Genomic DNA, 19,575 nt, shown 5'->3' with positions numbered 1-19,575 from the left:
TGAAATCGGGGTAAACTTAAGAGAGACCTCAACAGGAGGAAATGACAATGAAACGTTTACTGATTCTTACGGCGCTGATCCCGTTTGCCGCGCTCGCACAGCCCCTCAACACCATGAACAACCCGAATCAGCAGGGGTATGTCATCCCGAGCCAGCAGCGCATGCAGACGGAGATGATGAGCCAGCAGCAGCAGCAAAAAGGGATGCTCAACCAGCAGTTGAAAACGCAGACCCAGATGCAGCAGCAGAGCCTGCAAAACCAGATGAACGCCAACACCCAGCGCGTGCAGCAGGGGCAGATACGCGAGCAGCCACTGCCGAATAAAAACGGCGGGATGTTAGGCGGGATGACGTCGTCAGGCAGCGGACAGCAGCATATGCTGCCGCCGCAGTCGAACGGCAGTATGCTTAATCCGCAGAACTAAAGTCCGGGCCGATCAGGTCAATCGCATCGGTACAGATGCTGTCCACGCCCCAGCGCAGCAGCTCGGCTGCGCGCTGGGGTTTGTTGACGGTATAGACCAGAATATGCAGACCCGCGTCTTTGAGCATTTTCACCCGCGCCTCATCCAGCAGCTTATGGTTCAGATGGATCGAGACGCAGCCTAAACGGGTCGTCAGCTCGCGCCAGTCTTCACGCCATTCGTCCAGCAATAGCCCGCGCGGCAGTTCCGGCACCGCCGCCTGAGCCGCCTCCAGCGCGTCGATTTCAAATGATGACAGCAGCGGCGGCGTCATCCCTTCCCATAGCTCACGCGCGGCCAGAGCAATCACTTTACCCGTCAGCGGCCCGGTGCCGGTGGTCGGTTTGATCTCAATGTTTGCCATCATGCCGTGCTGACGACAGCGGTCCGCCACGTCCGCCAGCAGCGGCAGCGGTTCACCTTTGAATTCGCCGCTGTACCAGCTTCCGGCGTCCACCTTCAGCAGGTCGCGCCACGGCAATTCTCCCGCCACGCCCCAGCCGTTGCTGGTGCGTTCGAGGTTGTCGTCATGCAGCAGGAAAATCTCGCCGTCCTTCGACAGCTTAGCGTCGAATTCGATCATCGTGTGGCCGTAGCGCGCGCCGACGTCAATCGCCGCCAGCGTGTTTTCCGGCGCCAGCTTACCGCCGCCGCGGTGGGCGACGACGTGGGGATAAGGCCAGTTGCTCATACTCGTTGTCCTGTTTCACCGTCAAACAGGTGCAGATGATTTTCCGGCAGGTGCAGCCACAGCGTGCTGCCTGCTTTCGGGCGCTCCTGATGTGCCAGGCGCACCACCATTTTTTGCTCGCCCCAGCGCCCGTGCGCCAGGTTATCTGCACCCAACATCTCCAGCGTGTCCATCACCAGCGGCACGCCACCGTCCGCCTGAGTGGTTAAACCAATATGTTCCGGGCGGATCCCGAGCGTCATCTTACGCCCGGCGTAGCCACGATAGTACCAGCTGATCGGCAACGCCATCCCGCTTTCCAGCTCAAAATGCGTGCCCGCGCTGCTGATGCGCCCTTCCAGCAGGTTCATCGCCGGGCTGCCGATAAAGCTCGCCACAAAGCGAGTGGCCGGTTTTTCATAAACTTCCACCGGGGTGCCAATCTGCTCGGCGATGCCTTTGTTCATGACCATCACGCGCTGGGCGAGGGTCATGGCTTCGACCTGATCGTGGGTCACGTACAGCGATGTGGTTTTCAGACGACGGTGCAGCTGCTGCAGCTCAAGACGCATCTGCACGCGCAGCTTGGCGTCGAGGTTAGAGAGCGGCTCGTCGAACAGGAATACCGCCGGGTCGCGCACGATGGCGCGCCCCATCGCCACGCGCTGGCGCTGGCCGCCGGAAAGCTCGCGCGGGCGGCGCTTGAGCAGGCCGTCCAGCTCCAGAATGCGCGCCGCCTCTTTCACCCGCTCCTCGATATGGCCTTTGCCCATGCCGCGGATTTTCAGCCCCCAGGCCATGTTCTCCTCCACGCTCATGTGCGGATAGAGGGCGTAGTTCTGGAACACCATCGCGATGCCCCTGTCTTTCGGCTCCATCTCGGTGACGCGCTGGCGGTCAATCCAGATATCCCCGGAGGTGACGCGCTCCAGCCCCGCCACCATGCGCAGCAGGGTAGATTTGCCGCAGCCGGACGGGCCGACCATCACGATAAACTCCCCGTCCGCCACGTCGAGCGTGAGCGGCTGAATGACCTGGGTTTTGCCGTCCCAGCTTTTGGTTACTGCCTGAAGTTTTAAGCCTGCCATCTTATTTCTCACTGTCCACTAAACCACGCACAAACGCACGCTGCATGGCTAAAACGATAACGACCGGGGGGATAAGGGTGAGCAGCATCGCCGCCATCACCTGGTTCCAGAGGGTGGTGCCTTCGCCGGTGGCGATCATGCCCTTGATGCCCGCCACGGCGGTGCCGAGGTTGACGTCCTGAATAATCAGCAGCGGCCACAGGTACTGGTTCCAGCCGTAGATAAAGGTGATCACAAACAGCGCCGCAAGGTTGGTTTTCGACAGCGGCAGGACGATATCGCGGAAGAAGCGCATCGGTGACGCGCCGTCGATGCGCGCGGCTTCTATCAGCTCGTCCGGCAGGGTCATAAAGAACTGGCGGAACAGGAAGGTGGCGGTCGCCGAGGCCATCAGCGGCAGGGTTAAGCCCGCATAGCTGTCGAGCATCTTCAGGTTGGCAATCACCTCCACCGTCGGAAAGATTCGCACCTCCACCGGCAGCATCAGGGTGATAAAGATCATCCAGAAGAAGAGGTTGCGCAGCGGAAAGCGGAACCAGACGATGGCGAAGGCCGAGAGCATCGACACCGTGATTTTGCCGACGGTAATGCCGAACGCCATGATGAAGCTGTTGAGCATCATCAGCCAGAACGGCGCGCTGTTGGCGCCTACGCCCTGGGTCCAGATGGTCTTCATGTTCTCGAAAAGATGCCCGCCCGGGATCAGCGTCATCGGCGTGTCGAACACCGCTTTGGTGTCGAGCGTGGCGGCGACGAACGCCACGTACAGCGGGAACAGGATGACGATGATCCCTAAAATCAGCATGGTATGGCTGAAAATCGTCAGCCCGCGACGGTTCTCAATCATTGGTAGCGCACCTTACTTTCAACATAGCGGAACTGCACCACCGTGAGGATGATGACGAGGAACATCAGCACGACGGACTGCGCGGCGGAGGCGGAGAGATCCAGCCCGGCGAAGCCTTCGCGGTAGATCTTATAGATAAGCGTCGTTGTCGCCTGCACCGGGCCGCCCGCGGTCGCCGCGTCAATCACCGGGAAGGTGTCGAAGAAGGCGTATACGAGGTTAACCACCAGCAGGAAGAAACTCACCGGGGCGATCAGCGGCAGCGACAGCCTGAAGAAGCGACGAATCGGCCCCGCGCCGTCAATGGCGGCGGCTTCCACCAGCGAACGGGGAATGGACTGCAGCGCGGCAAAGAAGAACAGGAAGTTGTAGCTGATCTGCTTCCACACCGAGGCGAACACCACCAGGAACATCGCCTGGCCGCTGTTCTGGGCGTGGTTCCAGTCGTAGCCGAACTCGGCCAGGAAGTGGGTAATCAGCCCACGGCCGGGGTTAAACAGGAAGATCCACAGTACGGCGGCGACGGCGGGTGCCACGGCATAAGGCAGCAACATCAGGGTCTGATACAGGCGGCTGCCGCGCACCACGTAATCCACCAGCGCGGCGAAAAACAGCGAGGCAACCAGACCGCTGACGGTGACCAGCGCGCTGAACTTCATCGTCGTCCAGAAGGAGTCCAGATAGTAGCTGTCGTGGAACAGCGCGGTGAAGTTGTCCAGGCCCACAAACTGGCTGGACAGCCCGAACGGGTCGACGCTTTGTACCGAATACCACAGCGCTTCGCCCGCAGGCCAGATAAAGAAGATAACGGTGATGACCAGCTGAGGCGCGACCAGAAGATACGGCAGCCAGCGGGAACGGAACACCGGACGGGATGATGACATAGGTTTGCTCTGTAGGTATTCACCCCTCACCCCGGCCCTCTCCCCAAAGGGGCGAGGGAGAAAAGACGGCTCCGTGCAGTCCCCTCTCCCCTATGGGGAGAGGGTTAGGGTGAGGGGCAGGTTTGAATTACGATTTGGTCGACTGCTCAAAGCGGCGCAGCAGCTGGTTCCCGCGCTCTACCGCGGAATCCAGCGCCTGCTGTGGCGTTTTCTTCCCGGTCCAGACGCTTTCCAGCTCTTCATCCACGATGGTGCGGATCTGCGGCATGTTGCCCAGGCGCAGGCCTTTGGTGAACGGCAACGGCGGCTTGTTCAGCATCTGACGCGTCGCGATATCCGCGCCCGGGTTTTTGCTGTAGAAGCCCTGCTCGCGGGTCAGGTCGTATGCGGCTTTGGTGATCGGCAGGTAGCCGGTCTTCTGGTGCCATTCGGCGGCAATCTCAGGCTTCGCCAGGAAGTCGAGGAACTCGGCCACGCCTTTGTAGGTGCCCTTGTCTTTGCCCTGCATCACCCACAGGCTCGCTCCGCCGATGATGGCGTTCTGCGGCGCCCCCTTCACGTCCGCATCGTACGGCATCATGCCTACACCGTAGTTGAATTTGGCGTAGTGACGGATGTCCGCGAGCGAGCCGGAAGACGCGGTGGTAATGGCGCAATCACCGTTGTAGAACTTCTCGGTGGATTCATCTTTACGCCCGAAGTAGCTGAAATCGCCCTTCTTGTTGAGTTCTTCCAGCAGCGCGATGTGCTTCACCTGCTCCGGCTTGTTGAACTCCAGTACCGCGTCGGTACCGTCGAAGCCGTTGTTTTTAGTGGCAACCGGCAGGCCGTGCCAGGCGCTGAAGTTTTCAATCTGGATCCAGCCCTGCCAGCCGCTGGCGTAGCCGCACTTCATCCCCGCCGCTTTCAGCTTCGCGGTGTATTCCGCCAGGTCCTGCCAGGTTTTTGGCGGCTGCTCCGGATCTAAACCGGCTTTCTTGAAGGCGTCTTTGTTGTAGTACAGCACCGGCGTGGAGCTGTTAAACGGCTGGGACAGCAGGTGACCGGTTTTGGAATCGGTGTAGTAGCCCGCTACGGTCGGCACGAACTGCGACTCGTCGAAGTTGATGCCCGCCTCTTTGAACACTTCATACACCGGCTTGATGGCTTTGGAGGCCATCATGGTGGCGGTGCCCACTTCATAAACCTGTAACAGCGCTGGCGCGTTGCCGGTACGGAAGGCGGCGATGCCCGCGCTCAGGCTCTGCTCGTAGTTGCCTTTATACACCGGCACAATTTTGTAATCCGGATGGGTGTCGTTGAAACGCTGCGCCAGGGAGTCAACTTCTTTACCCAACTCCCCTTCCATGGAATGCCAGAATGGAATGGTGGTGACAGCCATTGCGTTCGTCGCAAAAGCCAGACCCAGTGCCAGACCCAAAGCTGTGTGTCGTAACGATGTCATTGTCATCTCTCTTATTGTGCCGGATGCGCGATATCACGCGTTTTTTGCTCGCGAGGTAACATGACATGCTCGAATGACAGAAAAATAACTGTTTGTTTACAGATAAGTGACAACAAAGCGTCAGGGGGATGATGGTTGTGTGAAGGGGATCGGTGCGGTTTGATGCCCTCACCCCAGCCCTCTCCCACGGGGAGAGGGAGAAAACACTAAAAAAGGCAACTTGCGTTGCCTTTTTGCTTTTACCTATCCGCCTAAATACGCGCTCCGCACCGCTTCGTTCGCCAGCAGCGCGTCGCCGGTATCCTCCAGCACCACGCGGCCGTTCTCCAGCACGTAGCCACGGTCGGCGAGCTTCAGCGCCTGGTTGGCGTTCTGCTCGACGAGGAAGATGGTCATCCCCTCTTTACGCAGCTGCTCGATGGTGTCGAAGATCTGCTGGATGATGATCGGCGCAAGGCCGAGCGACGGCTCGTCCAGCAGCAGCAGGCGCGGCTGGCTCATCAGCGCGCGGCCAATCGCCAGCATCTGCTGTTCGCCGCCGGACATGGTGCCCGCGCGCTGGATGCGGCGCTCCCACAGGCGCGGGAAGAGTTCGTATACCCACTTGATGCGGGTCTGGTATTCGTCGCGGTGGGCGAAGAAACCGCCCATCGCCAGGTTCTCTTCCACCGTCATGCGGGAGAACACGCGACGCCCTTCCGGGACAATCGCCACCGCCTCGCGCATGATTTTGGCCGTCTGCCAGTCGGTAATGTCTTTACCATCAAACACAATCCGCCCGCTGGTGGCGCGCGGGTCGCCGCACAGCGTGCCGAGCAGCGTAGTTTTGCCCGCGCCGTTGGCGCCAATCAGGGTGACGATTTCACCCTGATTGATATGCAGGCTGACGTCGTGCAGCGCCTGAATCTTGCCGTAGTGCGCGTTGACCTTGTCGAACGTTAACATCGCTTTTTCCATCTTATGCCTCACCCAGGTATGCGCGGATCACGTCCGGGTTATTGCGGATCTCTTCCGGCGTGCCGTTTGCCAGCGGCGTGCCCTGGTTGACCACGTAGATACGGTCCGAAATACCCATTACCAGCTTCATGTCGTGCTCAATCAGCAGGATGGTGGTGTCGTGACTGTCGCGCAGCTCGGCAATCAGCTCGTCCAGCTCTTTGGTCTCTTTCGGGTTGAGCCCTGCCGCCGGTTCGTCGAGCATCAGGATCTCCGGCTGGGTCACCATGCAGCGCACAATCTCCAGGCGACGCTGGTCGCCGTAGGCCAGGTTGCTCGCCTGACGGTTGGCGTGCTGCAGCAGGCCGATGCGGTCGAGCCAGGTGGCGGCGCGATCGAGCGCTTCATCCTGGGCGCGGCGGAAGGCCGGGGTTTTCAGCAGGCCGGAGAACAACCCGGTTTTGAGCTGCTGATGCTGCGCCACCAGCAGGTTCTCAATCACCGTCATCTCGCGGAACAGACGCACGTGCTGGAAGGTACGCACCACGCCCATGCGGGCAATCTGCTGGCCCGGCAGCCCTTCAAGATGCTTATCGCGCAGCATGATGGTGCCGCCCGTCGGCTTGTAAAAACCGGTCAGGCAGTTAAAGACCGTGGTCTTCCCCGCGCCGTTCGGGCCAATCAGGGAGACAATCTCTTTCTTGTGCAGATCCAGTGACACATTGTTGACCGCCAGCAGGCCGCCAAAACGCATCATCAGACCGTTAACGGATAATAATGGCTGACTCATGCCTGCTCTCCTTTCGCTTCCGCACTCTTAAGCTTCAGCTGTGGACGAGTCATCGGCAGCAGGCCCTGCGGACGCCAGATCATCATCAGCACCATCAAACCACCCAGCATTAACATGCTGTATTCGTTAAAGTCGCGCATCAGCTCGCGGGAGACCACCAGCAGAATGGCCGCGAGGATAACGGCAAACTGCGAGCCCATCCCGCCCAGCACCACAATCGCCAGCACAAAGGCGGATTCGGCGAAGGTGAACGATTCCGGGCTGACGAAGCCCTGACGCGCGGCGAACAGCGTCCCGGCGAAACCGGCAAACGCGGCGCTGATGGTGAACGCGGTCAGCTTGATGCGGGTCGGGTTCAGGCCAAGGGAACGGCAGGCAATCTCATCTTCACGCAGCGCTTCCCACGCGCGGCCCAGCGGCATGCGCAGCAGGCGGTTAATCACGAACAGGGTGATCACCACCAGCAGCAGCGCCACCAGATAGAGCCAGATCACGCGGTCGGACGGGTCATACTTCACGCCGAAGAAGTTGCTGAAGGTATCCCAGCCGCCTTCGCGGGCGGTACGGCTGAACTCCAGCCCGAAGAAGGTCGGTTTCGGGATCTGGCTGATGCCGTTCGGGCCGCCGGTCACTTCGGTGTTGTTCAGCAGCAGGATACGGACGATTTCACCAAAGCCTAAGGTCACAATCGCCAGGTAGTCGCCGCGCAGGCGCAGCACCGGGAAGCCGAGCAGGAAGCCCGCGGCGGCGGAGACCAGCCCCGCCAGCGGCAGGCAGGTCCAGAAGCCGAGGCCGTAATAGTGGTTCAGCAGCGCAAAGGTGTAGGCGCCGATGGCGTAGAAGCCGCCGTAGCCGAGCACCAGCAGGCCAGAGAGCCCCACCACCACGTTCAGACCGAGACCGAGGATCACGTAGATCATGGTCAGGGTAGCGATATCCACGGTGCCGCGCGAGACCACAAACGGCCACGCTACGGCGGCCACCAGCAGCGCCACGAGGAACAGCTTCTGCTTCACGGTAGACCCGTCGATCGCCGGCAGGACGAACTTCGGCCCGAAGACGTTTTTCAGGGACTTCTGGAACAGAGGACGCAGCAGCTGGAACAGGAATACCACGGCAGTGCCGATAAACACCCACTGCCAGCGGATGTCGGGGGCGGTATCCACCACCAGCTTAGTGCCGTCCAGACCTAGCTGGACGCCCATAAAGACGCCCGCCAGCACGAAGAACATGGCGGCAGAGAGCAGCGCCATTGCAAAATGCATCGGTTTCATACTTTCTCTACCTCCGGACGGCCCAGAATACCGGTAGGCATCACCAGCAGAACCAGAATCAGCAGGGCAAACGACACCACGTCTTTATATTCGGTGCTCAGATACGCCGAAGAGAGCGCCTCCGCCACGCCCAGGATCAGGCCGCCGATCATCGCGCCCGGAATACTGCCGATGCCGCCCAGCACCGCCGCGGTGAAGGCTTTCATCCCGGCCATAAAGCCGATGTACGGGTTGATTACGCCGTAGAACTGGCCGAGCAGGACCCCTGCGACGGCAGCCATCGCGGCGCCAATCACGAAGGTCAGGGCAATCACGCGGTCGGTGTTGATGCCGAGCAGGCTCGCCATCTTCAGATCTTCAGCGCACGCGCGGCAGGCGCGCCCCATCCGCGAGTAGCGGATGAACAGCGTCAGGGCGAGCATCGCAATAAAGGTCACGACCCAGATGACGAGCTGCATGGTGGTAATAGAAGCGGCGAAGTTTTCACTGGCCCCGACAATCCACTGGCCGTTAAACAGGCTCGGCAGCGCCACGTCGCGCGAGCCTTCGGTCAGGCTGACGTAGTTTTGCAGGAAGATGGACATCCCGATGGCGGAAATCAGCGCAATCAGACGCTTGGAGCTGCGCACGGGCCGGTAGGCCACGCGCTCAATGCTCCAGCCGTAGGCGCTGGCAATCACAATCGCGCCGACAAACCCGGCGGCGACCAGCAGCCAGCTGCTGTCGATGCCCATCATCATCAGGGCGGCGATAATCATAAAGGAGACATAGCTACCGATCATGTAGACCTCGCCGTGGGCGAAGTTGATCATGCCGATAATGCCGTAAACCATCGTATAGCCGATGGCGATCAGCGCGTAGGTGCTTCCCAGCGTAACGCCGTTAAACATCTGCTGCAGGAAATAGAGAAACTGCTCGGACATATGCAAACCTTTTTATACCCGCCCGGCGGTCCGGGCGGTGGGATAATTATTTGGCGGCCGAGGAAGACCCGTCGGCGTGCCACTTGAAGACACCAAACTCAAATCCCTTCAGATCGCCTTTCTCATCCCAGTTCAGCGGCCCAATCACGGTGTTCGCCCCGTGTGCTTTTAAATCTTTCACCAGATCCAGCGGCGCTTTGCTGCCGGTACGCTCCAGCGCGGTGGCCAGAGACTGTACGGCGGCGTAGGTGATCCAGACGTATGGACCACTCGGATCTTTCTTCTGCGCCTTGAGCGCGTCCACGATAGCCTTGTTGGCCGGATCCTGGTCATAGCGTTTTGGCATCGTCACCAGCATGCCTTCGGCAGAATCCCCGGCGATGTTCGACAGCGAGGCATTGCCCACGCCCTCTGGCCCCATAAACTGGGTTTTCAGGCCTGTGGCGCGCGCCTGACGCAGCATCTGGCCCATCTCCGGGTAGTAGCCGCCGTAGTAAACGAAGTCGATGTTCTCTTTTTGCAGACGGGCGATCAGCGCGGAGAAGTCTTTCTCACCGGCGGTAATGCCGTCGAAGAAGACGATATTTGCGCCGCCTTTTTTCAGGCCGTCCTGCACGGAGCGCGCCAGGCCTTCGCCGTACTGCTGCTTGTCATGAATGATGGCAATGCGCTTTGGCTTGACGGTTTCAAGGATGTATTTGGCGGCGGTAGGCCCCTGGGAGGAGTCCAGACCGGCGGTACGCATGATGTGCTGGTAGCCGCGCTGGGTCAGCTCCGGGTTGGTCGCGCCCGGGGTGATCATCAGGATGCCTTCGTCTTCGTAGATGTCAGACGCGGGCTGGGTGGAGGATGAGCACAGGTGGCCGATCACATACTGGATACCGTCGTTGACGATTTTGTTGGCGACCGCGACGGCCTGTTTTGGATCGCAGGCGTCGTCATATTCCACGCCCACCAGCTTGTCGCCCTTGATACCGCCCTTCGCGTTGATGTCTTTGATGGCCTGGCGCGCGCCGTTGAACTCCATGTCACCCCACTGGGCAACGGGGCCGGACATTGCGCCCACTACCGCAACTTTAATGTCCTCCGCCATAGCGGCATGCGAGATCGACAGTGCAACCATTCCCGCGATAAATGTTTTCGCGTTCCTTTTCATCTCAGAATCCCCATTCGTGATGTCGTGTTTATATTTTGTTTTATTATGGTTAAAAAGCATTCTGTACTTTTAATGAACAACGCTATTTTTACCAGTGCCTTTAATGGTTTAGCGCAGGTTTTTGTCAAAAACCAGACTAAAATCTCTATTTTTCAGGCGATTAAGCAAAGATAATATTCTGAAATCAGGCAGAGATAAACAACTAAAAGTAGAGTTTGCAGCATAAAATAACGGTACAAAGCGCCGAATAAATCACTACCATTCAGGTTAAAATTCTGCTTATTTTTCGATCCATGTGTTTTCAGACTGCCCATCGCGTTGCCAAAAAACTAATCACCTGGTTAATGAGAATAAAAAGAGGAAGCCGCTGGGTGAATAAATTGAGTACACTCCCCCTACTCAATTTGATTTGGACAAGTAGCTAATGAAACTGACTATCGTGCGTCTGGTGACCTTTAGCGACCAGGATCATATCGACCTGGGCAAGATCTGGCCGGAATATTCCCCTTCATCACTGCGCGTCGACGAAACTCACCGCATTTATGCCGCGCGCTTTAACGAGCGCCTGCTGGCTGCGGTTCGCGTCACCCTGAGCGGTACGGAAGGGGCGCTGGACTCGCTGCGCGTGCGTGACGTCACCCGTCGTCGCGGCGTGGGGCAGTATTTAATTGAAGAAGCGATCCGCGAAAACCCGAGCGTAACCTCATGGTGGATGGCTGACGTGGGCGTGGAAGACCGCGGCGTGATGGCGGCGTTTATGCAGGCGTTAGGGTTTACGGCGCAGGAGAGCGGGTGGGAGAAGCGCTAAAAGAAAGCCGGGTGGCGGCTGCGCCTTACCCGGCCTACGAGGTGCTGTGCGGTCTGATGCCCTTGTATGTTTAAAGTCACTTCAGTTACCCGTCAACAGACGGGTAAACTGTCACTGAGTTTGACCTGATGCCACAGCCCGTTAGCCCTCTGGGTTTCCAAGCCCGCGGGTGAGCTCATGGCGTGGCATCAGTTTTCCTGTTAACCCGAACAGCTGCCTGGGCGGCCTGTGCCAGCCCGTATATTACAAGGCCGGGAGACTCGAACATGACTGAACATACCACCGTCGGCATCGATATCGCCAAAGAGACCTTTGATGTATTTATCAGTCCTGACGGGATTTTTCTTCATCTGGATAATACCCCTCAGGGCCATCAGCTACTCCTCGACGCCCTTTCATCCCGTACCGTTACACGCATCGTGATGGAAGCCACGGGGCGCTACCACAACCTGCTTGCTGCCACACTTGAACTTGCCGGGCTGCCTGTCGCCGTCGTTAACCCTGCTCAGGTCAAACACTTCGCCCGCGCTCTCGGGACGCTGTTCAAGACAGACCCGAACGATGCCCGCATCATCTGCGAGTTTGGCCGCAGGATGACACCGGATATCAGACCCGCTCCGGACGAACAGACGCAGCGTCTCGCCATGATGGTATCCCGCCGCCGCCAGTTGGTGGACAACAGAACCATGGAGCAGAACCGCTACGGCTCCTGCACTGATGAGCTTATCCGGATGGGTATCAAACGGCATATTGACTGGCTTAACGCAGAGATAAAGGACACGGATGACGACATCGACCAGCAGATAAAAGTGATGCCGCTATGGCAGGAGAAAGTGAAGCTGCTGGAAGAAGTCAAGGGTATAGGACGGACAACGCTGGCGGTTCTGCTGTCGATGCTGCCGGAGCTGGGACAACTTAACAGACGTAAAATCAGCGCACTGGTAGGCGTGTGTCCTTATGCCCATGACAGCGGAAAGATGAAAGGAAAACGATGTATCTGGGGAGGACGAAGTGCGGTGCGTGCAGCGCTGTACATGGCGGCAATGTCAGCGGTGCGTTATAACCCAACCATACAGGCTTTTTTTGAGAAACTGAGAAGCAAGGGAAAAGCCTTTAAAGTGGCGATGACAGCCTGCGTCAGAAAGCTGGTAACAATCCTGAATGCGATGGTGCGGGACAATAAAAAATGGGCGGCAGCTTAGTCGTCAGCTGTTGACTTTAAACACAGCTGATCACCCCGGCCCTCTCCCACGGGGAGAGGGTGCAAACACTAAAATGGCAACCTTACGGTTGCCATTTGCGTTTATTTTGCGTCAGTCGCCGTACCGTTCGCGTGCCAGTCAAACACGCCGAACTCGAAGCCCTTCAGGTCGCCCTTCTCATCCCAGGACAGCGGCCCCATGACGGTATCCACCTTGTTTGCTTTCAGCCATTTGGCAATTTCCGCCGGATCGGCTGACTGGTTCAGGCCCGCCTGCAGAGACTGCAGCGCCGCATAGGTGGTCCAGACGAACGCGCCGCTTGGATCCTGTTTCTTCGCCTTGATGGCATCCACGACAGGTTTGTTCGCAGGGACCTGGTCGTAGTTCTTCGGCTTGGTCACCAGCAGGCCTTCGGCTGATTCACCCGCAATGTTAGACAGGGACACGTTCGCCACGCCTTCCGGGCCCATAAACTGGGTTTTCAGGCCAGCCGCGCGCGCCTGGCGCAGGATCTGACCCATTTCCGGGTGGTAGCCGCCGTAGTATACGAAGTCGATATTCTCTTTCTTCAGACGCGCCACCAGCGTGGAGAAGTCTTTCTCACCGGCGGTGATCCCGTCGAAGAACACCACGTCAGCATTGGCTTTCTTGAGGTTGTCCTGCACTGAACGCGCCAGACCTTCACCGTACTGCTGCTTGTCATGAACGATGGCAATGCGCTTCGGCTTCACTTTTTCGACGATGTATTTCGCCGCGGTTGGGCCCTGGTCAGAGTCCAGACCAGTGGTGCGCAGGATCAGCTTGTAGCCGCGCGCGGTCAGCTCCGGCGCGGTCGCCGCCGGGGTGATCATCAGGATACCTTCGTCTTCGTAGATGTCAGACGCGGGCTGAGTTGAAGAAGAGCACAGGTGGCCGATAACGTATTTGATCCCGTCGTTCACCACTTTGTTCGCGACCGCGACCGCCTGTTTCGGGTCACAGGCATCATCATATTTTACGATCTGCAGCTTTTCGCCCTTAATACCGCCCTTAGCATTAATGTCTGCAACCGCCTGCTCGGCGCCGGTAAACTCCTGGTCGCCGTACTGCGCTACCGGGCCGGACATGGCGCCAACCACAGCCACCTTAATGTCTGCCTGCGCCATGGTGCTGAATGCCAACGCGATACATCCTGCCAGTAACGCTTTACCCTTCATGTTCATCCTGAGATTCCCCATTATTATGGTTATTACGATTGTTGTGATGTTGTTGTGCAGCGCTTTATGTCAGTTATAGGTGTGCTGTTCGCGCTTTTTCAGCATACTCTGCTAAAACATACCCGATTTTTATGATTTTGGAATAGCTAATTTGAAATGAATATATGCCAGGCCCGGCCGGGATTTCCGCCGGGCATGTGGCTTTAACGTGTCAGCGAGGCGGAGATAATGTCCAGCGCTTTACGGAACTGCGCTTCAGGAATAGTCAGCGGATAGAGGAAACGAATGACGTTGCCGTAAACGCCGCAGCTCAGCAGAAGCAAGCCTTCCTGCAGCGCGCGCTCCTGCACCTGGCGAGTGAATTCCGGCGAAGGCTGCCCCGTTTGCGGGTCGTTAAACTCCACCGCCACCATCGAACCCTGCGCGCGAATGTCGGCGATATGCGGACAGTTTTCCTTCGCTTTGTTCAGCACCTCCACCAGGTGATGGCCAAGATGCGCCGAGCGCGTGCAGAGATCCTCTTCGTCAATCACGTCGAGCACGGCATGCGCTGCGGCAATCGCCAGCGGGTTCCCCGCGTAGGTCCCACCCAGCCCGCCCGGCGCGGGCGCGTCCATCACCTCAGCACGGCCCGACACCGCCGAGAGCGGCATCCCGCCCGCCAGGCTTTTTGCCATGGTGATCAGATCGGGCTTCACGCAGTGGTGCTCCATCGAGAACAGCTTGCCGGTACGGGCGAAGCCGCTTTGCACCTCGTCGGCAATCAGCAAAATACCGTGGGTGTCGCACAGGGCGCGCAGCGCCTGCATAAAATCAGCGGGCGCGATGTTGAAGCCGCCCTCCCCCTGAACCGGTTCAAGAATAATGGCCGCGACCTGGTCCGGCGCAATATCCGCCTTAAAGATGCGCTCCAGGCTTTTTAGCGCTTCCGCCGTGCTGACGCCGTGCAGATCGTTCGGATACTGCGCGTGATAGACCGAGCCGGGGAACGGGCCGAAGCCAATCTTGTACGGCGCAACCTTGCCGGTTAGCGCCATGGTCATAAAGGTGCGGCCGTGGAACGCGCCGCCGAAGGTGATAAGGCCGGGACGGTGGGTATACGCGCGGGCAATTTTGACGGCGTTTTCAACCGCTTCTGCCCCCGTTGAAAAGAACGCCGTTTTCGCCGGGCCGTCAATTGGCACGCGTGCGTTGATGCGTTCGGCAAGCGAGACATAGCCTTCGTACGGGACAATCTGGTAGGCCGTATGGGTAAAGGCGTGGAGTTGTTTTTCGATGGCGGAAATAACTTTAGGATGGCGATGCCCGGTATTCAGTACCGCGATCCCCGCGGCGAAGTCGATATACTCGTTCCCCTCGACGTCCCACACCGTGGCGTTTTCGGCTTTATCGGCATAGAAGTTACACATTACGCCAATGCCGCGCGGCGTCGCCTGTAAACGCCGGTCGTTGAGTTCGTTGTTTTTCACCCTGTCCCCCTGAGAATGTCGCCTGCTTAGCGCATCAGTAAGTGTTTGCCAGGGGGAGGGAATTCGCCAGAGCGGGCGCTAAAAAAACAAAACCCCCGGACTCTCATCCAGGGGTTATCGGTGCACTTCGCAGAAATTACGCTTCGATAGCGGCGCGAAGTTTTTTCATGGCGTTCTTTTCAAGCTGACGCACACGTTCCGCAGAGACGCCGTAGCGGTCGGCCAGCTCCTGCAGCGTGGACTTGTTGTCTTCGTCCAGCCAGCGGGCGCGGATAATATCCTGGCTACGTTCGTCGAGGCCTTCCATCGCATGGGTCAGCTTGTTCGCGGCCTGATCTTCCCAGTTATCCTCTTCAATGCCGTCGGCAAAGTTAGAGGTTTTATCCTGCAGATACAGAACCGGTGCCATCGGCTGGCTGTCGGATGCGTCGTCGTCGGAGGACATATCAAAGGTCATGTCCTGCGCGGCCATACGGGATTCCATCTCACGCACGTCTTTGCTGGATACGCCCAGCTCGCGCGCCACCATTTCCACTTCATCCTGATTGAACCAGCCCAGACGCTGCTTGGTTTTACGCAGGTTGAAGAACAGTTTGCGTTGCGCTTTTGTCGTGGCGACCTTCACGATACGCCAGTTGCGCAGCACGTATTCATGAATTTCTGCTTTGATCCAGTGTACGGCGAAGGAGACGAGTCGCACACCCACTTCCGGGTTAAAGCGACGCACAGCCTTCATCAGGCCGATGTTACCTTCCTGAATCAAGTCCGCCTGCGGCAGGCCATAGCCCGCGTAATTACGAGCAATGTGAACAACAAAGCGCAGGTGAGACAGGATCAGCTTTTTCGCTGCTTCCAGATCGCCCTGGTAATGCAGCTTTTCAGCAAGCTCCTTTTCTTCCTCGGCCGTTAACATCGGCCAGGTGTTCGCAGCCCGGATGTAAGATTCCAGGTTACCAACAGGGGCTAAAGCTAAAGTTTGCATTTCTTTGGTCATTCATTCCTCTCAATGTTTCTTCTGGTCCAGGCTGTCCCCGTCAGGCAACAACCATGCCAAAGCGTTTGAGCAACGAGATTAGCATTCACTCTTTTATCAGACAGTGATTTTATCCACAAGTTCCAGGTGCAACGGTGAATAAATTACGCACAAATTGTGACATGGAGATGATAACAGGGGAAGAGACAACAGGGACGCTTTCCCTGCAGAGCGAACATCTCGGTGCAGGGAAAGATTATATCACGCTTTTATTAGTCGGGAGTAAAGTGACGTAAATGTTGAACGGTTGCCAGCCAGGCTGCCACCCACCCAATCATCGAACACACCAGCAGCAGTAACAGGCATTCGTCGAACCCTAAGCCACTGATATCAAACTTGGTTCCGAAAACCTGCGCCACTTCCGTCACGGCAGATGAAAGCCGCATCACCAAAATTTCTGACAATATCAGTGAAAGAAATGCGCCGGAAAAACCGAGCAGTGCGCCGCCGTAAAGGAACGGTCGGAGGATGAAGCCATCCGTCGCGCCAATCAGTTTCTGCACGTTGATGGTATCGCGACGGGCAAAGATGCTCAGGCGCACGCTGTTACCGATGACGAGGAAGACCGCCGCCACCATCAGCACGCCAATCATTGCCGCGACGCGTCCTACCAGTCCGGTCAGCGCAGCAAGGCGCGCAAACCAGCTGTCGTCCATGCGCACTTCATCAATGCCCTTAATGCGCGTGATACGATCGCGCAGGGTGTTAAGCGAATCGGTCCCCTGGAAATCCAGTTTCGGGATCACCACCGCCACGGCGGGCAGCGGGTTCTCTTCGAGCATGTCCAGCGCGCCGCCAAAGCCAGACCAGTTGCGGAACTCGCCCAGCGCGTCTTCACGGGAGAGATAGTTGACCTTCTCCACGCCCTGCTCGGCCTGAATTTGCCCAACCACCTGCGCCGCGGCGTTATCGTCGAGCGCTTTATCGAGATAGACCGTGATCTGCGGGGACGGATAATACTGTGAGGCCGCCTGGTTGACGTTTTTATAGACCATATAGCAGACGCTTGGCAGCGTCAGGGAGATGGCAATCACCATCACCGTCAGGAACGTCGCCAGCGGTTTGCTTTTCAGGTCCTGCAGCGCGCCGTGGAACGCGTAGCGCACCTGCTCGTTAAACACGTTGGTTTTGCGGGAGGCCGGTTTTGGCGCGGCCTTCTGGCGCTTCGGCGCATTACGATTGCCGTCACCACCGCCCTGCGGCTTGCGGAAACGGTCAAACCGGTTCCCGAACTGCCGAATCTGGTTTATTGCATCACGCTTATTCACCGTGGCCTCCGTGCAAATGACCGTCGCTCAGGGTCAGCATGCGGTACGAACGACGGGAAATGAGCCCGATGTCGTGCGTTGCCATCAATACGGTAACCCCCACGCGGTTAAACTCCTCAAACAGACGCAAAATCCCTTCAGACAGGGCATCGTCCAGGTTACCGGTTGGTTCATCCGCCAGCAGCACGGCAGGCTTGTTCACCACCGCGCGGGCGATGCCCACGCGCTGCTGTTCACCGCCGGAGAGCTGGATCGGGAAGTTCTTCGCTTTGTCCAGCAGCCCAACCTTATCCAGCGCCGCAGAGACGCGGCGGCGGATATCGTCATAGCTGGCACCGGCAATAATCAGCGGAATGGCCACGTTATCGAAAACGGTGCGATCCATCAGCAGGTGGTGATCCTGGAAAATCATGCCGATCTGACGACGCAGGAACGGCACTTCGCGGTTTTTCAGGCGGCTGATCTCATGGCCGCCGAAAAAGATTTTCCCGGCGCTTGGCCGCTCGATCCCACAGATAAGCTTGAGCAGGGTACTTTTCCCCGCGCCGGAATGGCCGGTCAGGAATGCCATCTCGCCCGGCTGCAGGTGGAAAGTGACCCCCTGCAGCGCTTGTCTCCCACCGAGATAGGCCTTGCTGACGTGTTCAAAGCGAATCATTGTTAGTCCTCTCGGGCAAATAATGCCTCAATAAAGTCGTCCGCCTTAAACGGACGTAAATCCTCAATACGCTCGCCCACACCGATGTAGCGGATAGGAATGCCGAACTGGTCGGCCACGGAGAAGATCACCCCGCCTTTCGCGGTGCCGTCCAGTTTGGTCAGCGCGATCCCCGTCAGTCCTACCGCTTCATGGAACAGCTTCGCCTGGCTGATGGCGTTCTGTCCGGTGCTGGCGTCGATAGTCAGCATAATTTCATGCGGTGCGTCTTCGTCCAGCTTCTTCATGACGCGAACGATTTTCTTCAGCTCTTCCATCAGGTGCGATTTGTTCTGCAAACGCCCTGCGGTATCGGCAATCAGCACGTCCACGTTGCGCGCCTTCGCCGCCTGGATGGCGTCGAAGATCACGGATGCGGAATCCGCGCCGGTATGCTGGGCAATCACCGGGATGTTGTTACGCTGGCCCCACACCTGCAGCTGCTCAACCGCCGCCGCGCGGAAGGTATCCCCCGCCGCCAGCATCACCGATTTACCCTGCTGCTCGAACTGACGCGCCAGCTTGCCGATGGTGGTGGTTTTACCCACGCCGTTCACGCCGACCATCAAAATAACAAATGGCGTTTTGCCTTCAATATTAAGCGGTTCGTCAACTTTTGCGAGAATTTCACCCATCTCGTCTTTCAGCAGGCCGTACAGCGCTTCGGCGTCGCGCAGCTGTTTGCGGCTCGCTCCTTCTGTCAGGTTGGCGATGATCTTACGGGTGGTGTCCACGCCGACGTCCGCAATCAGCAGCTGTTCTTCCAGTTCTTCAAAGAGATCGTCGTCGATCTTCTTGCCGCGGAACAGGCTGATAAATCCGGAACCTAAGTTTTCTTTGGTTTTCAGCAGGCTGCGCTTCAGGCGCGCGAAGAAACCTTCTTTGGTCGGTTTTTCCTGCTCCTGAACGCTCTCTTCTTCCGGTTCTTCTTCCACCGGCACGACGATGACCGCTTCTTCCGCGGCTTCCGCCGCCAGCGCCTGGGCTTCCAGCTCTTCGTCGGTCAGCTCTGGCTCAAGCGCAGCCTCTTCTTCCACCGCCTCAATGATTTCAACGGTTTCCGCTTCGGCCTGCCACTCTTCGGCAGACACCGCTTCGGCTTTCACCTCTTCCGGCAGCGGCAGCTCTTCGTGTTCAATAACGGCCTGCGGCGCGTCGGCAATGTCTTCAACGACAACCGGTTCTGGCTTCTCGCTCTCCTGAACCTGCTCCGTGACTTCAACCACCTCTTCAGCAAACGATTCAATCTCTTCTTTACTGTGCGCCGTTTCTTCCGCGTCGACTACCGCGGCGGTTTCTACAGGCGTTTCAGGCTGTGACTGCTCTTCAACGGCTTGTTGCTCTTCGGTTTTCTGTTCTGTTTCTTGCTCTTTTTCACCGAAGCCCAGCCAGGAAAAGAAGCCACGTTTTTTTTGTTTTGCCATCT

General features: G+C 58.1%; 19 protein-coding genes. 3 read left to right on the top strand and 16 right to left on the bottom strand.

What is annotated here, in order from left to right; translation table 11 throughout:
* Positions 1-47 precede the first annotated feature (47 nt).
* On the top strand, positions 48-425 hold the full coding sequence (locus tag FY206_RS01515; protein WP_032644692.1) for a DUF2756 family protein: 378 nt from the start codon (positions 48-50) through the stop codon (positions 423-425).
* On the opposite strand, the gene ugpQ is transcribed toward FY206_RS01515, so the two are convergent.
* From ugpQ to livK, 10 genes are all read right to left on the bottom strand, one after another.
* Complete coding sequence (gene ugpQ / locus FY206_RS01510) at positions 409-1,155, bottom strand: glycerophosphodiester phosphodiesterase (protein ID WP_032644691.1); 747 nt, start codon at positions 1,153-1,155, stop codon at positions 409-411. The two genes, FY206_RS01515 and ugpQ, sit on opposite strands and share 17 nt — an antisense overlap.
* The gene (locus FY206_RS01505; protein WP_032644690.1) at positions 1,152-2,222 is read right to left on the bottom strand and encodes a sn-glycerol-3-phosphate import ATP-binding protein UgpC; all 1,071 of its coding nucleotides are present in this window, start codon (positions 2,220-2,222) and stop codon (positions 1,152-1,154) included. The genes ugpQ and FY206_RS01505 overlap by 4 nt, the downstream gene beginning before the upstream one ends.
* A gap of 1 nt (position 2,223) precedes the next feature.
* The gene (gene ugpE, locus FY206_RS01500) at positions 2,224-3,069 is read right to left on the bottom strand and encodes a sn-glycerol-3-phosphate ABC transporter permease UgpE (protein WP_028015153.1); all 846 of its coding nucleotides are present in this window, start codon (positions 3,067-3,069) and stop codon (positions 2,224-2,226) included.
* The gene (ugpA, locus tag FY206_RS01495; protein WP_023618241.1) at positions 3,066-3,953 is read right to left on the bottom strand and encodes a sn-glycerol-3-phosphate ABC transporter permease UgpA; all 888 of its coding nucleotides are present in this window, start codon (positions 3,951-3,953) and stop codon (positions 3,066-3,068) included. The genes ugpE and ugpA overlap by 4 nt, the downstream gene beginning before the upstream one ends.
* Before the next feature lie 127 nt (positions 3,954-4,080).
* Entirely contained in the window at positions 4,081-5,397 is a 1,317-nt protein-coding gene (ugpB, locus tag FY206_RS01490; protein WP_032644689.1) for a sn-glycerol-3-phosphate ABC transporter substrate-binding protein UgpB, read from the bottom strand.
* 243 nt (positions 5,398-5,640) lie between these two features.
* Positions 5,641-6,354: a high-affinity branched-chain amino acid ABC transporter ATP-binding protein LivF gene (gene livF / locus FY206_RS01485; RefSeq protein WP_006812273.1), complete on the bottom strand. Its 714-nt coding sequence runs from the start codon at positions 6,352-6,354 to the stop codon at positions 5,641-5,643.
* A gap of 1 nt (position 6,355) precedes the next feature.
* Positions 6,356-7,123 carry a high-affinity branched-chain amino acid ABC transporter ATP-binding protein LivG gene (livG, locus tag FY206_RS01480; protein ID WP_032644688.1) on the bottom strand — a complete coding sequence of 256 codons (768 nt, stop codon included), beginning with the start codon at positions 7,121-7,123 and terminating at the stop codon, positions 6,356-6,358.
* Positions 7,120-8,397 (bottom strand): high-affinity branched-chain amino acid ABC transporter permease LivM, encoded by a 1,278-nt coding sequence (locus FY206_RS01475; protein WP_032644687.1) that lies wholly within the window; start codon positions 8,395-8,397, stop codon positions 7,120-7,122. Before FY206_RS01475 ends, livG begins: the two co-directional genes overlap by 4 nt.
* The gene (livH, locus tag FY206_RS01470; protein ID WP_008500099.1) at positions 8,394-9,320 is read right to left on the bottom strand and encodes a high-affinity branched-chain amino acid ABC transporter permease LivH; all 927 of its coding nucleotides are present in this window, start codon (positions 9,318-9,320) and stop codon (positions 8,394-8,396) included. Before livH ends, FY206_RS01475 begins: the two co-directional genes overlap by 4 nt.
* 46 nt (positions 9,321-9,366) lie before the next feature.
* Complete coding sequence (livK, locus tag FY206_RS01465) at positions 9,367-10,476, bottom strand: high-affinity branched-chain amino acid ABC transporter substrate-binding protein LivK (protein ID WP_032644686.1); 1,110 nt, start codon at positions 10,474-10,476, stop codon at positions 9,367-9,369.
* Between the two features lie 424 nt (positions 10,477-10,900).
* On the opposite strand from livK, the gene panM reads away from it, so the two are divergent.
* Positions 10,901-11,284, top strand: a complete 384-nt coding sequence (gene panM, locus FY206_RS01455; protein ID WP_032644684.1) for an aspartate 1-decarboxylase autocleavage activator PanM — start codon at positions 10,901-10,903, stop codon at positions 11,282-11,284.
* A 266-nt stretch (positions 11,285-11,550) separates the two neighbouring features.
* Positions 11,551-12,486: an IS110 family RNA-guided transposase gene (locus FY206_RS01450; protein WP_032644683.1), complete on the top strand. Its 936-nt coding sequence runs from the start codon at positions 11,551-11,553 to the stop codon at positions 12,484-12,486.
* 101 nt (positions 12,487-12,587) lie between these two features.
* Here FY206_RS01450 and livJ read toward each other — a convergent pair whose 3' ends face one another.
* The 6 genes from livJ to ftsY all read right to left on the bottom strand — a co-directional run bounded on the left by livJ (position 12,588) and on the right by ftsY (position 19,573).
* Positions 12,588-13,688, bottom strand: coding sequence for a branched chain amino acid ABC transporter substrate-binding protein LivJ (gene livJ / locus FY206_RS01445; protein WP_143349551.1), 1,101 nt, complete (start codon positions 13,686-13,688; stop codon positions 12,588-12,590).
* Positions 13,689-13,885: 197 nt separating this feature from the next.
* Complete coding sequence (locus FY206_RS01440) at positions 13,886-15,151, bottom strand: 4-aminobutyrate--2-oxoglutarate transaminase (RefSeq protein ID WP_032644681.1); 1,266 nt, start codon at positions 15,149-15,151, stop codon at positions 13,886-13,888.
* Positions 15,152-15,287: 136 nt separating this feature from the next.
* Complete coding sequence (gene rpoH, locus FY206_RS01435) at positions 15,288-16,145, bottom strand: RNA polymerase sigma factor RpoH (RefSeq protein ID WP_028015143.1); 858 nt, start codon at positions 16,143-16,145, stop codon at positions 15,288-15,290.
* Positions 16,146-16,396: 251 nt separating this feature from the next.
* Entirely contained in the window at positions 16,397-17,452 is a 1,056-nt protein-coding gene (ftsX, locus tag FY206_RS01430) for a permease-like cell division protein FtsX (protein ID WP_023326488.1), read from the bottom strand.
* Positions 17,445-18,110 carry a cell division ATP-binding protein FtsE gene (gene ftsE / locus FY206_RS01425; protein ID WP_025758973.1) on the bottom strand — a complete coding sequence of 222 codons (666 nt, stop codon included), beginning with the start codon at positions 18,108-18,110 and terminating at the stop codon, positions 17,445-17,447. Before ftsE ends, ftsX begins: the two co-directional genes overlap by 8 nt.
* A gap of 2 nt (positions 18,111-18,112) precedes the next feature.
* Complete coding sequence (gene ftsY, locus FY206_RS01420; RefSeq protein ID WP_032644679.1) at positions 18,113-19,573, bottom strand: signal recognition particle-docking protein FtsY; 1,461 nt, start codon at positions 19,571-19,573, stop codon at positions 18,113-18,115.
* Positions 19,574-19,575: the final 2 nt, after the last annotated feature.

The sequence above is a fragment of the Enterobacter chengduensis genome (assembly GCF_001984825.2).
GTDB lineage: Bacteria > Pseudomonadota > Gammaproteobacteria > Enterobacterales > Enterobacteriaceae > Enterobacter > Enterobacter chengduensis.
The sequence above is the reverse complement of the archived record's forward strand: the minus strand, read 5'-3'. Positions and strand labels throughout refer to the sequence as shown.